11 protein-coding genes are annotated in these 13,710 nt (G+C 38.3%); 10 read left to right on the plus strand and 1 reads right to left on the minus strand.

Annotation, left to right across the window (positions count from 1 at the left end; translation table 11 throughout):
* Positions 1-253: transposase (locus tag BM043_RS15180; protein ID WP_143189494.1), on the minus strand; the 253-nt coding region annotated here is incomplete at its 3' end.
* Positions 254-473: 220 nt separating this feature from the next.
* Between BM043_RS15180 and BM043_RS15185 the strand changes: the two genes are divergently transcribed.
* The 10 genes from BM043_RS15185 to BM043_RS15235 all read left to right on the plus strand — a co-directional run bounded on the left by BM043_RS15185 (position 474) and on the right by BM043_RS15235 (position 13,506).
* Positions 474-1,028: a restriction endonuclease subunit S domain-containing protein gene (locus BM043_RS15185; RefSeq protein WP_143189553.1), complete on the plus strand. Its 555-nt coding sequence runs from the start codon at positions 474-476 to the stop codon at positions 1,026-1,028.
* A gap of 3 nt (positions 1,029-1,031) precedes the next feature.
* Complete coding sequence (locus BM043_RS15190; RefSeq protein WP_092793186.1) at positions 1,032-2,099, plus strand: hypothetical protein; 1,068 nt, start codon at positions 1,032-1,034, stop codon at positions 2,097-2,099.
* 9 nt (positions 2,100-2,108) lie between these two features.
* Positions 2,109-3,632, plus strand: a complete 1,524-nt coding sequence (locus BM043_RS15195; RefSeq protein WP_092793188.1) for a class I SAM-dependent DNA methyltransferase — start codon at positions 2,109-2,111, stop codon at positions 3,630-3,632.
* Positions 3,633-3,644: 12 nt separating this feature from the next.
* Complete coding sequence (locus BM043_RS15200; RefSeq protein ID WP_092793190.1) at positions 3,645-4,382, plus strand: hypothetical protein; 738 nt, start codon at positions 3,645-3,647, stop codon at positions 4,380-4,382.
* 415 nt (positions 4,383-4,797) lie between these two features.
* Positions 4,798-6,063: a tyrosine-type recombinase/integrase gene (locus BM043_RS15210; protein WP_092793194.1), complete on the plus strand. Its 1,266-nt coding sequence runs from the start codon at positions 4,798-4,800 to the stop codon at positions 6,061-6,063.
* Between the two features lie 607 nt (positions 6,064-6,670).
* Positions 6,671-7,849 (plus strand): hypothetical protein, encoded by a 1,179-nt coding sequence (locus BM043_RS15215; protein WP_092793196.1) that lies wholly within the window; start codon positions 6,671-6,673, stop codon positions 7,847-7,849.
* Between the two features lie 172 nt (positions 7,850-8,021).
* A complete protein-coding gene (locus tag BM043_RS15220) occupies positions 8,022-8,612 on the plus strand; it encodes a hypothetical protein (protein ID WP_092793198.1) in 591 nt (196 codons plus the stop codon).
* A gap of 20 nt (positions 8,613-8,632) precedes the next feature.
* On the plus strand, positions 8,633-11,407 hold the full coding sequence (locus tag BM043_RS15225) for a class I SAM-dependent DNA methyltransferase (protein WP_092793200.1): 2,775 nt from the start codon (positions 8,633-8,635) through the stop codon (positions 11,405-11,407).
* Positions 11,408-11,411: 4 nt separating this feature from the next.
* Positions 11,412-11,927, plus strand: coding sequence for a hypothetical protein (locus BM043_RS15230; RefSeq protein ID WP_143189554.1), 516 nt, complete (start codon positions 11,412-11,414; stop codon positions 11,925-11,927).
* A 133-nt stretch (positions 11,928-12,060) separates the two neighbouring features.
* Positions 12,061-13,506, plus strand: a complete 1,446-nt coding sequence (locus BM043_RS15235; RefSeq protein WP_092793203.1) for an ATP-binding protein — start codon at positions 12,061-12,063, stop codon at positions 13,504-13,506.
* Positions 13,507-13,710: the final 204 nt, after the last annotated feature.

Consider the following 13,710-nt stretch of genomic DNA (forward strand, 5'->3'; position numbering starts at 1 on the left):
GTTCGATTTGGGCCTCTTTCAAGGCTTTCTTCAATTCGGCTATTTCCCGCTGTTCCGCACTCAGAATCGGCTTGCCATTACCTGCAAAACTCTGATCTCCACTGGACTCATACTCTCTACTCCAACGGCGAACCATGTCTCCGGGAATACCCAATTCTCTGCCAATCTCATTCGATGATTTACCACTCTTGTGAAGCTGGACAACCATCTTCTTGAATTCCTTGTCAAAACTTCTTCTTGTTCCTTCTTTCATTGGTTCTAAGTTAAGGGGCTTAACTTACTGTCCAATCAAATGTAGCAGATCCATATCAGGGGATTGGAAATTCTACAAGCTCCAAAACATAGTTGAGAAACTTACACAGGGATGGAGTCCAAAATGTATAAACCAAGCTTCCAGCGATCCAAATGAATGGGCTGTTATTAAGACATCTTCCATTCAACACGGGAAGTTTGTCGAAGAAGAAAACAAAATTTTGCCTACTCATCTTGAACCTAGAATCCAGCACGAAATTAAAGTAGGAGATATATTAATCACTCGTGCGGGACCAAGAAGTCGGGTTGGAGTATGTTGCGAAGTAAAGAAAATTAGACCAAGACTACTTAACTGTGATAAGGTTTATCTGATAAGGTTAAAGGAATCGGTTAATCTTTCATTTTTTATGCTAAAAATTAACTCTGCAGAATTCATAAACAAAATTGAAGAAATTAAAACAGGAGGAAATGACAGTGGGGTTAATTTAACCCAAAATCGTCTTTTAGATCTTAATATAGAACTTCCTGAGATTATAGAGCAAATCCAAATCGTCCAAGAAATCGAATCTCGGCTTTCAGTAGCGGATAAGTTGGCTGAGACCATTCAGACTAATCTACTGAAATCAGAATCCCTACGACAAAGTATATTGAAGCAAGCCTTTGAAGGGAAGTTGCTTACTGAAGCAGAGTTGGAAGCCTGTCGCAAGGAGGCGGACTGGGAGCCAGCGGAGAAACTGTTGGAGAGGATTAAGGGGGATAGAAAAATAAACAAGTAAAACATGGCTAAGAAGAAAGAAATCACTGCTCGCTTGATGCGTTTAACGTGGAATAGATTCAACTGGGAAAGACCTCAGGGACATGTTTGGTCAAAGTCCAAGCAAGGAGATACCGCATATGCTTATGAACATCAATATGGATTTGGTCATGAGGAGTGGCTTTTCAATCTCGATTTCAATTTCGAAGGATATCAGTATGGGTACATCCGAGGGGTAGATGATATGCCTAGTGATGATAAGGTAATCGAGAAAGTGATTTTGTTTACAATTAATAATGAGAATAAAGCAAGATACCTTGTCGGAGAGCTTCGAAAAGTTGAGATTTTAGACGACGATTTAGATTATCAAGATCAATTTGAGAAAGAATTAAACATCGTAATCGATCAGTTAAAAGAAGTAAAAGCTGATTATAAAAGTGCGAAAAAAGAGGGCTATTGGGTTAATGTTAGATTTAAAATGGAGGATGCTTTTTTGTATTCTGACCTTATTAGAAGTCCTTTTTTAGATAAAAATGAAAAGAGTTACAGGAGGTTTAAGCCATTCAAACTAACAGCGGATCAAGAGTCTGAGTTAGCTTTAGAAGCGATTAAATCCCCTTCTTTTAAGTTTAATCCAGGAGAAATAATTTTTTCGGGTTCTCATAAACGAATTACAAGTCAGTCAAAGAAGGACATTACTCGCTCTCACTCTTCATTGACACAAGACCTATATAAATATCATAAGAATTTCTTAAAAGTTGACCCTGAGTTTTTATCAGCTGAAAAATCAACTGTTGGAGATTGTATCGTTGATTTTGCAATTAACGAAAAAGGACTGGTTAGCATTTTTGAAGCTAAGACAAGTAGTACTGGACTTTTAAATTTTCGACAAGCTTTAGGCCAATTATTTGAATATGCATTCCTTGATAATGGTATTAAAATTAAAAAACTGGTCATCGTTGGTCCTGTAAAATTAAAGGATTTCGAAAATTCGTATTTAAATCAAATTCGGTCAGTAATCAGTGTGAGGCTGGAATATTGGGCTTACCAGAAAAACGAAAAGGACCTTGAAAACAGATTTTTGATTTACTAAAAAAGAAAAATGACCGAATCAGCATTAATATCAAAAGTCTGGAATTTTGCCAACGTGCTCCGTGATGATGGCGTTGGTTATGGAGACTATCTGGAGCAGATTACCTATTTGCTATTCCTCAAGATGGCCGACGAAATGTCCAAGCCACCCTATTCCAAAAAAATGACTTTTCCCCGGATAAAGGATACCGAAGGAACTGAGCTCGAAGATGGAGAACTGTGTGATTGGGAGACACTTTCCAAGAAAAGAGGGGCAGAACTCGAAGCTTATTATTCACAGATGCTTCGTTCGCTAGGGACAGAGAAAGGGATTCTTGGCCAGATCTTCACGAAGTCACAGAACAAAATCCAAGATCCGGCAAAATTGCTTCGGGTGATCGACATGATCGGCAAGGAGCAATGGACCATGGTAGGCGCAGATATCAAAGGGGACATCTACGAAGGGCTTTTAGAGAAAAATGCATCCGATACCAAATCCGGTGCAGGACAGTATTTCACACCAAGAGCATTGATTCAAGCTATGGTGGAATGTTTGGCACCTAAGCCAGGCAAGAAAATCCATGATCCAAGTTGCGGTACGGGAGGCTTTTTCCTAGCTGCTTACGATTACATCATCAATCACCATTCTCTAGACAGCGACCAAAAGAAGTTCCTTAAAAACAGCACTTTCTCAGGAAACGAGATTGTTGCCGGAACAAGAAGGCTGTGTCTGATGAATATGTTTCTCCACAACATCGGAGAAATTGATGGAGAGACCTTTATCTCACCGAATGATGCATTGATAGCAGACGAGGGGATACGGGTAGATTATGTGCTTGCCAATCCTCCGTTTGGAAAGAAGAGCAGCATGACAATCACCAATGAGGAAGGCGAACAAGAGAAACAAGACCTCAGCTATAACAGACAAGACTTCTGGGCCTCCACATCCAACAAGCAACTGAACTTCTTGCAGCATATCCGATCATTGATGAAGATCACAGGTGAGGCTGCTGTGGTATTACCAGACAACGTGTTGTTTGAAGGTGGCGCAGGTGAAACAGTTCGAAAGGAATTACTGAAAACAACTGAGCTTCATACGATACTACGACTTCCAACAGGAATCTTCTATGCCAATGGAGTGAAAGCAAACGTGCTGTTTTTTGATAACAAGCCTGCATCCAAAGAAGCTTGGACCAAGGAAGTGTGGATTTACGATTACCGGACAAACATTCATCACACCCTGAAGAAGGGGACTATGCAGCTGGAGGACTTGCGAGATTTTATCACGCTCTACAATCCGTCCAACCGACACAAGCGAAAAGAAACTTTTTCGGAATCGAACCCCGACGGACGTTGGAGAAAATTCAGCTATGAGGAAATCATTGCCAGAGACAAAACCAACCTCGATATATTCTGGCTCAAAGACAAGAGCCTTGCTGACTTAGACAATCTTCCTGATTCTGATGAGTTGGCTCTAGAAATCTTGGAAGATGTGGAGGCTGCTTTGGATGGGTTTAGGGGGATTGTGGGGATAATTAATACGAGTTCAAACTAATTATAATTTAAAATGGGGTACTCTTCAAATGGAAATGACAGTATTCTCAAGGGATTTGCTTGGTTGCTTCTAGGTATAATTGTTTCAATTTTTTTAGTCCCATTATTTCTTCCCGAGAGCTTCTGTATTGCCTCTATCGATTATGCTATCTATGTTGGTGGCCTCGCAGGGCCATTAGCAGCTTTGGTAGGCTTTATTTATGTGTATCTAACTTTTCTAGGTCAGCAAAGACAATTGGATGAGCAGAGGGAAAGATTAGATAAGGAAGATGCTTCTAAGGAGTTTGCGGAGTATCTAAACCTTTGGAATGAGTTTAGAGCCGAGGTTATATATACATGGGATCAGAATTCAGGTTCAAAGGCATTTGATTCCTATTGGAAGAATGTCAGAAAGGCTGTAAGAGGTGATTCTAAAAAGGATTTGGGATTTGATTTAAATAGACCGGATGAATTCCGAAATTCGTTGAGAAATCATTTAACAAAAAGTGCTTTTAACAAGAATTCTGGCCAATATGAGGATTTCATTAGGATGATTTATCCATTGCTAGAAATTGCAGAAAGAGGCAAGCTTGACAATAAGCTCAAATATCTTGAAAATCTACTCAGCGATGGTGAGAAAGCAATCTTGGTTTATTCGGCCACTTTTTTGGATCAAAAAGATTTTGGAATAAAGCTCTTCAAGTCTGGTTTCTGTAAGAGTATCTCTAACGAATATTTGATTTCTAAGGAGCATCGAAACCTGATTTTCTGAAATGTTTGCCAATAGTTTGCCTAAAAATGAAAAAACCCCTTCAAAATTGCTTCTGAAGGGGTTTTTGTACCCAGGCCCTCTGTCAAAGGTAGGGCCGGAGTTCCCGATATCCGCTACACTTCATCGGGATAGCCTTCTCCTCCCGCAATGGGCAAAAAAAAAGGCCCACATTTCTGTGAGCCTTTGTACCCAGGCCTGCCTACCGAAGGTAGGGCCGGAGTCGAACCTATTGAATTTTCTAACTTTTTATTCGTTTAAAATTCTTCCAAAATAGTCTTTAAATCAATTAAATGGATGAATTAAAGCTGTTTTTCAAGATTGGATTAGTAGTATAAGATAGTATACGATCCAAAGAAATCCACAGAATGTTTGCCAATAGTTTGCCAAAAATATAAATTTGGCAAACATCAATTAAATGGCGACAATCAAATTTCAGCTAAGGAGCGAGGCAAACAAGGCTGTTCCAATTTACTTTTACCTATCCATGGGAAGAGGTTCGTTTTTTAGAATACGGACAGGTTTTTCAATTCATCCATCAAACTGGAGTGAAGCCAAAGGTTTTCCCAAGCAGAATGATGAAGCCAATAAGAAGGTGGCAACTAATTTGAAAACGCTTGAGAAGTATCTGCTTGAATGTATCAATGATGCCCAAGCGAATGGAATCGAAATCAACAATGAGTTTCTGGAACGTAAAACAAACGAGTGTTTCAAGCGGAAAAAGCAGACAGATATTTCTCTTGTATCCTATCAGGTCCAATACATCATCGACAATGCAGATACTCGAAAGATTCCAGGAAAAAGTAAGATCGGGTTGGCCGCTAATACAGTCAAGAATTACCAAACCTTCAAACAAATCATTCTTGACTTTGAAAAGTATATCAGGAAGCCCTTTAGGTTTGGAGACTTGTCTCCGGAAATGGTAGAGAAGTTTAAAAAATGGTTGCTGAAGGAGAAAGGATACTCAGTCAATCATGCAGGGAAGTCATTAGCATTCCTGAAAAGCATTTCCAAGGATGCAGAAAAGCTTGGAGTCACGGTGCATCCCAATGCTATGAAAATTGAATCATTCACCGAATCAAATGAGGATAGGAATATCGTCACCCTTTCACCGGATGAATTAAAGCAAATTGAAGAAGCCGAATTGAAAAGAGAAGCATTGATCAATGCCAGAAAGTGGCTTTTACTTGGCTGTGAATTGGGTCAGAGAGGAGAGGATTTACTAAAAATCAAACCCTCCGATATTCGGAGTATACCAGAGGGACAATTTATAGATGTGAATCAGCAGAAAGGTAAAAAGCATGTTTCTGTACCAGTTACTCCCAGAGCAAAGCAAATTTTGGATCAAGGGTTTCCAGAACGAATTGCCTTGCAGAACCTAAACGACTATATCAAAGAAGTGGCCAAAGCTGCCAACCTTAATGAGCTAATCGAGGGGAAGAAGTACGACAAGGACACCAAACGCAAGGTGTTTGGGAAATACCCCAAACATGATCTGATAACTACCCATACCTGCCGTAGGTCCTTTTCCACCAACTACTACAAGAAAATCCCGACAACTGTGATCATGGGAATCACTGGGCATGTCAAGGAAAGCACCTTCCTTCAATACATTGGAAAGCCAAAGGATAAGGATGAGAATGCAAAGTTATTTTTGAAATATATTGGGACAAAAGTTTATTGATAAATTCAGATTTTTATTTAAACTCGAATAATGATTCTAGTGAATTAAAAAGTATGCAACACAATTTATCAGGCCTTGCCAAAAAGGAGAGCGAATTCCTGATCAATGCCTCTGAGAATATGAAAGAGTGTATTTTATGAAAGAGTGTATTTATAGGGTCCAATATTGGTTCGAGGATAAATGGTGGAGGATTTTCGTCTTATCGAATTATTCAAAAGACGAAAGGGTTCAATACACCTTAGAGCAAGTCGGTACAGCCTGTAGAGTCATTTCAATTGGGACAGATGACAAAGGGGGATTTTCCATCGCACTCTTTATTTGCTATCATATTTATGAGAAAATCGGGCATTTCTTTCCTTCAATACTACATCGGAGGCTTTTTGACTTCACGCCAGAGTCCTGTGCTCATCATGTTCGGATTAGCAATTTTTCAAAGGACTGCGATTAATATTTGAAAGTCGTCCTAGAAGAAAGAGAACAGGGGATAAGATTCCCTTCCGTTTCAGTGATTTATTTTGAAAGTTAGTGCCACAATACTGATTTACATTACACTAATAAGCCAAAGGATGGAGATGGGTTATTTCTCTCTATTTTAAAATAAAAATTTATGAAAAAAATATATGTAAAAATTGGTTTACTTCCAATGGATAATAACTGTGAAATTCATTTTTTTAAAAGGTTTGAGTTTGGGGATGAGAATTTTTTTAAACCTTCTTGGGATAGAATTGATACAGCCGGATCCCGATTTTTAAAAGTTTGGGATTTAAAAGCTATTAATGAAATTCATGTTTTAGATTATATTGATTTATTTAACTTAAAGAAAATCCGAAAGTTTGGAGCTTTGGAAATGGAAGTGAGAAGAAAAATAAATGATTCATTTGAGAGAATAAATAAGAGTTACTCAGGTATAATTAGTGAATTGGAAAACGGAGTAAAAAACTTAAGTCCTAGAGACGTTTTTTTTCAAAAATATAAATTGGACTATAGTGATTCTGATAAATTATCAGAAGTTGCTTTATTGGATTTTTTTTTAGTTTATCATTTGTTGGACCTCTCAGATTTAATTATCATTCCTTCACATAGTAATTTGATTTTCCCCGTAAAAAAATCTGAGTGGAATGAATTTCATCATTATTTAAAGGCTAATATTGATAAAATTTCAAGAGTTGGAGCCTTTGTTGTTGATCAAGACAATATTGATTCATTTCTTTCATTCGATAATTGGTCCTGTGGAAATGTGAAAGTAGTTCAATATTTGAATTTTAAAGTACAAGAAAAATTTTTGGTCCCAGTTAGATTAGTAGATCTAATGAAATTCTCTCCGTCGTTTAGTTATTTTGTTTCAAATAATTGTAAGTCTGGATTTTTAGATTGGGAACATTTGTCTGCGGTATTATTTAGAAATAATCCATGGCGTGATGAGATTTTCAAAATTTATAATGATGAAAAAGAAATTTTCGGATACGAACTAAAAAATATTCAAGGTAATATTGTGGATAAATCATTTTTAAATTATTTAGACACCATAGTTTTACAATTGCAAAAAAGTGGAGCTGAAAGTGTATATAAAGATAGTTCTTTGCTTCAAATCCCATTTTATGAATTATATAGATATGTTTCTATTGATTTAGAAGAAAAGTTAAAAATGAAAAATGATAAGGAGGAAGACGATTATGAAGAACGTTTTTTGGAAAATAAATATCTTTCGAATGAAAAAGATGAAATTCGAGATGGGTTGGATGATTTGTTTTCGGCTGATCCTGATTGGTATTGGAACATTGATTAACCATTTTCTTTTTGATTTATAGGAAATTGGGTTGTTTTCATTTTCTCCATTGAAGCTACGGATTTTCTTTATGATCTAAACTGATCTTCTCCAAATTTAAAAATAATCTGAAATGGGTGTTTTTTATTAATTACAATTCTTTAGTTTGCAGTACATATAGATTTTTTGAAAAATGGAAAAGAAAAAACATATCCAGCTAACCAAGGAGCAAATAGACAGTATTGAATACAGACCATTGGAAGCGTCTAAATTCTTGGAGGTGCTTTTTTTACATGAGCTTGGAGGTATAATTGGGAGTTTCGGAAATGCATACCTGAAATTTCTATTGATTATTCAGGGAGTAGAATTTTTAGGAGCCTGTGAGGATGATAAACCCTTTGAACTTTACGAAAGAAAATTGCCAAAAGACCGATTTAACAAGGGCTTGAGAAATTTTAGGAAAGAATACCACCCATTTACTGGAGAAGGAAGTAGCATCAAGTTTTTTGAAGATTTGAGAAGTCCAATGGTTCACCAGTTTCGGCCAAATCAATCCAAATTTAGGCTTTCTGAAAGAACTTCATCAGACTTTCAGGGCGAATTGCATCTTGCTTTTGACCACCAAGGTAGATTGATTTTGGTATTAGAGGATTTTTATGAAGATTTTGCAGATGCGGTTAGATCAGTCATGCGAAAAATTGAATTGGGGGAATTGAATGCTTCAAAGCTGACCGATCCTCATATTACCGTCGAATCCATCCGAGATTTGATACAAACTTCCTGAAATTTTCCTTATTTTAAGTTATGACCATTACGCAAATCGAGAAAAACCTCCAAAAGCTGATTTCCAATTTTAATCAGGAAACATTCATTTTTGACTTGCTTTTGGCCTATGGTACATCCAAGGCTTCGATTGCCCGGCTGCAAAACGGAAATCTCAATCTGTTCAAAGGTCCCGGAGTGGTCAATTGGAAAAAGAAGGTATTGTTCAAGGAGGTCTTTGAGCAGGATTTGCATCAGGCACTTGCCGACCTGAAGCCTCAAGCCATCCATGACCAACGCTTTGTGATCGTGACTGATTACAGGCAGTTGGCGGCATTCGATACCAAGACAGCCGATTCACTCGATGCAGAAATCGAGAATCTGCCCAAGCACTTGGATTTCTTTCTTCCTTGGGCAGGAATGGAAAAGGCTCAATATGCCGAGGAGAATCCCGCAGATGTCAGGGCTGCTGAAAAGATGGCCCGTCTGTACGATGAAATCCGAAAGGACAATCCCGATACCGCACCGGAATTTGTCCATGGGCTGAATGTATTCCTTTCCCGATTGTTGTTTTGCTTTTTTGCAGAGGATACCAATATTTTCAAGGAAAAGCAATTTACAGGGGCCATTGCCTCACATACGCAGGCAGACGGGACCGATCTGCATGTGTATTTGGACCGACTGTTTGAGGTGCTGAATACACCCAAAGAGCAGCGCAAAGACCTTCCCCACTACCTGAATGATTTTCCCTATGTCAACGGTGGTCTGTTTAGGCACAAGCATCCCTCTCCGGTATTTACACGGAGATCCAGGCAGGTAATCATTGATAGCGGGGAACTCGACTGGAGTGCTATCAATCCGGATATTTTCGGATCGATGATTCAGGCGGTGATCACACCTGAGCACCGTGGAGGCTTGGGGATGCACTATACCTCCGTGCCCAATATCATGAAGGTGATTGAGCCCCTGTTTCTGAATGAACTCTATGAGGCGTTTGAAGCCGCTAAGGGCAATCCCAAAAAGCTAAATGAACTCCTGTATCGACTGAGCAAGATTAAAATATTTGATCCCGCTTGCGGTAGTGGAAACTTCCTGATTATAGCATACAAAGAGCTTCGCAAGCTGGAAATCGCCATTATCTACCATTTGCAGGAACTTCAGCGAATGGCAGCAGGATTCAGCCCCAAGTCGGAGCAGATGAGCTTTATTCCAAAATCTCAACTGAGCTTGGCTGCATCCTTTCAGGTAGAGCTGTTTTCCAGGATTCATCTATCCCAGTTTTACGGGATCGAGTTGGATGACTTTGCACATGAGATTGCTCAATTATCTCTTTGGCTTGCGGAGCATCAGATGAATGTGGAATTCAAAAAGGAGTTTGGTCAGACTTCACCTACTCTTCCGCTTAAAGAATCCGGGCATATCGTCCATGGCAATGCCTGTCGAATTGATTGGGAATCGGTTTGCCCTAAAAGTCCTGATTCGGAGATTTATATTTTGGGGAATCCTCCTTATTATGGAGCAAGACTTTTAAAGCCAGAACAAAAGGATGACATGGCAAAAGTCTTTGAGAACACGAAAATATCTTTCAATGATCTTGACTACATAACCTGTTGGTTTTTAAAAGCAAGTTTATTTGTTGAGAATTCAATTTCAGAAGCAGCATTTGTTTCAACGAACTCAATTTGTCAGGGATCACAGGTAGCTGTTCTTTGGCCTTTTATTTTAAGGCATTCGGAAATACGATTCGCATACCAGCCTTTCAAATGGGCGAATAATGCCAAAAATCAAGCAGGAGTTACCGTAATCATTCTTGGATTGGGATCAACCAGTTCTCAAAAGAAAATTATTTTCACTAATGAATTGAAAATACCTACTTCGGTAATTTCACCTTATTTGGTACAGGGCTCCACAATTTTAGTATTGAGTAGAAGCAATCCCCTTTCAAATCTTCCAAAAATTGTTTTCGGAAGTATGCCTAATGATGGAGGACATTTGATTTTTAACACAGAAGAAGAGCTTGAAGAAGCTGTTGAAAAGGATTCTAGAATTAAAAAGTTTACTAAGACGATGTATGGAGGACAAGATTTTTTGTATGGGAAAAAAAGATATTGTTTATGGATTGAATCAGATCAATTTGCAGAGGCAATGGAAATTAAATCCATTGAAGAACGGATAAAAAAGGTGGAAAAATATCGACTAGAAAGTAAAAGAGAAGCAACAAGAAAATTGTCTAATATTCCTTATAGGTTTGGAGAAGTAAGGCATAAGGAATCAAGTTTTATTGTAATTCCAGCCACTTCTTCGGAAGGCCGTGAGTACATTCCTATGGGTTTTCTTCCAAAAGGGACTGTGGTAAATAATTCTACCCAAGCAATTTATAACGCTGAAGCTTTCCATTTGGGAATTATCACTTCAAGAATCCATTTGATTTGGGTTAACACTGTTTCTGGAAGATTAGAGTCTAGGATCAGGTATTCTGCTGAACTTTCATATAATACATTCCCATTTCCTGAAATCACAAAGGAACGAAAAGAGGAAATAAATCGAAGTGTTTTAAGAATCCTTGAAGAACGAGAAAAGCACCCTGAGAAAACACTAGCCGAGCTATATGATCCCGATAAAATGCCTGCCGGACTTCGTGCAGCGCACCAAGCCAATGATGAGGTGATCGAGCGATGCTACCGCAGTAAGCCCTTTGAGTCCGATGAGGAACGCCTAGAGCACCTGTTTAAGATGTATGAAAAGATGATTGCCGAGGAGCAGACGAGGGGGAGTTTGTTTGAGAAGGTAAAGAAAGCGTCCAAAAATAAGAAGTAAGGATATGGAATCAGTTCAAACCAAAATATTAAAGGATCTTTTTGAATCACAGATTGGGATGATTCCGATCAATGATAGCATTTCAAATGAGGAGTTTCAGATATTGAGAAAGCTTGAGTCTTTTGGGGTTTTGAGAAAGGAAAAAGGATCATACAAGCCTGATACGAGATTTTATAAATACGGGAAGACCCTCATGGCGCAAGATGTTCCGGTTGAGGAGTTTGATTTTGAATACCAACCCAAACCTCTTCAAGTATTCAATAATACGTTCCATGCTCACAATATTGGTCAAGTAAACCAAGGTTCCGTTAATTACAGCTTTGATCAGATCAATATTAAAATTGTAAAGGAATCCTTAGAGGCAGCCTTGACTCCAGAGCAATTAAAAGAGGTAATGGAAGCATTAAAACAGAATGGAAAACCGGGAGTAAAGCAGAAATTAAAAAGCTTCGGTGGAGATGTTTTGGCTAATGTGGTTGCTGGTATTCTTTCTAATCCCTTGCTTTATGGAAGGATGTGAGAAATGCTGAAGTTATACTTTGGCTAAAAAAAATAAATTAAAAATAAACTTCCCGAAATAGGCTCAATTGATCTGATTTAAGCCTTTTCTAAAGAAAATAACCGAAAATAAGTAAGCGCAAAGAGTTGATTAAATGAATCAAGACCAGTTAAAATCCTTGTTGAATGATTTGGTCAAGCAGCCAAATGAAAGCGAATGGGTTGAGTTTAAGCTCAATTTTCATTCAGCTGAAGAAATAGGCGAGCGACTTTCTGCCCTGTCGAATGGAGCTTGTATTCACAATCAGCCATTTGGCTATTTGATTTTTGGGGTAGAGGACAAAACACATATCATCAAAGGGACCACCTTTAAAGCGAAATCGCATACAAAAGGGAAAGAGGATTTAGAGCATTGGTTGGCTACTAGGCTCAATCCCCGAATTGATTTCCAGGTTTATGAATTTGATTATGATTCCACCCGGCATATTTCACTTTTCGTTATTCCAGCTACCAAAAGTCAACCCGTAGAATTTCTTCATCAGGCATACATTCGAGTAAACACCATTACCAGAAAGCTGAATGAGTTTCCAGAGAAGCAGGCAAAAATCTGGAAAAAGGAAAGTGTGGCGTTTGAAAAGGAGATTGCCTTAGACAATCTTTCTATTTCAGACATTACGAAATACCTGAGTGGAGAGACTTATTTTGACTTGATGAAAATCCCATATCCCTCCACGATTGAGGGTGTAATCTCAAAGTTTTTGGAGGAAGGGCTGATTGTAAAGCATAAGACTTATGCTATTACCAAGCTGGGAGCAATTTTATTCGCAAAACAACTCCGGGATTTTGAGAGCACCGAAAGAAAGGCTGTACGGGTAATTGTTTACAAAGGGAAGAATAAAGTAGAAACTGAGCGGGAACAGATCGGAGGAAAGGGCTATGCCTTGGGTTTTGAAGGTCTTGTGGATTGGATAAACAGTCAATTGCCTGCCAATGAAGAAATCGGCAAGGCCCTTCGAACAGAAACAAGGATGTATCCTGAAGTAGCTATCCGAGAGTTGGTTGCAAATGCATTGATTCATCAGGATTTTTCTGTGAAAGGCTTTCCGATGATAGAGGTGTTTAGTGATCGAATTGAGATTTCCAATCCAGGAAATCCGTTGGTTACTCCCGATAGATTTATAGATGCTTACCTTTCCAGAAATGAGAAATTAGCCGATTTGATGCGAAGAATGGGCTTTTGTGAGGAAAAAGGAAGTGGAATGGATAAAGTAATTTTCTACAATGAGCTATTCCAATTACCTCCTATCAATGTGGTGGTTTCAGAAAACAGGACTAGGGTTTCCCTATACAGCTACAAATCATTGAACGATCTTGATAAAAAGGAAAAAATAAGAGCTTGTTATCAGCATTCCTGTTTGAAGTACGTTTCCAATGAAAAAATGACTAATCAAAGTCTCCGAGATAGGTTTAAAATCGAAGATCATAATTATTCAGTTGCATCCAGGATAATCCGGGATGCCATTCAGGAAGGAGTAATCAAAGAAGAAGATCCGGAGAACAAGTCCAGGAAGTACGCTAGCTATATTCCTTTCTGGGCTTAATTCTTATGTGACGGTCATGTGACAGATTAGCCTAGGTGATTTGTAAGTGATTGATTTACAAGTGTATTTTATGTGATGCTTATGTGATCGCATGATTTGAAAAAGGTCTAAAGTTTATCTAATTATAAAATACGTTCAAGTGGTTTAGACGAACTTTTAGACGAAAAATGAATAAAAACAATTGAAAATCAATGTTTTGTGATT

This window comes from Algoriphagus hitonicola, assembly GCF_900113375.1.
Lineage (GTDB): Bacteria > Bacteroidota > Bacteroidia > Cytophagales > Cyclobacteriaceae > Algoriphagus > Algoriphagus hitonicola.

What these genes read in the sequence shown, in the direction of transcription:
- BM043_RS15190 (WP_092793186.1), top strand. Translation starts at nt 1,032, where the DNA reads ATGGCTAAGAAGAAAGAAATCACTGCTCGCTTGATGCGTTTAACGTGG.
- BM043_RS15195 (WP_092793188.1), top strand. Translation starts at nt 2,109, where the DNA reads ATGACCGAATCAGCATTAATATCAAAAGTCTGGAATTTTGCCAACGTG.
- BM043_RS15200 (WP_092793190.1), top strand. Translation starts at nt 3,645, where the DNA reads ATGGGGTACTCTTCAAATGGAAATGACAGTATTCTCAAGGGATTTGCT.
- BM043_RS15210 (WP_092793194.1), top strand. Translation starts at nt 4,798, where the DNA reads ATGGCGACAATCAAATTTCAGCTAAGGAGCGAGGCAAACAAGGCTGTT.
- BM043_RS15215 (WP_092793196.1), top strand. Translation starts at nt 6,671, where the DNA reads ATGAAAAAAATATATGTAAAAATTGGTTTACTTCCAATGGATAATAAC.
- BM043_RS15220 (WP_092793198.1), top strand. Translation starts at nt 8,022, where the DNA reads ATGGAAAAGAAAAAACATATCCAGCTAACCAAGGAGCAAATAGACAGT.
- BM043_RS15225 (WP_092793200.1), top strand. Translation starts at nt 8,633, where the DNA reads ATGACCATTACGCAAATCGAGAAAAACCTCCAAAAGCTGATTTCCAAT.
- BM043_RS15230 (WP_143189554.1), top strand. Translation starts at nt 11,412, where the DNA reads ATGGAATCAGTTCAAACCAAAATATTAAAGGATCTTTTTGAATCACAG.
- BM043_RS15235 (WP_092793203.1), top strand. Translation starts at nt 12,061, where the DNA reads ATGAATCAAGACCAGTTAAAATCCTTGTTGAATGATTTGGTCAAGCAG.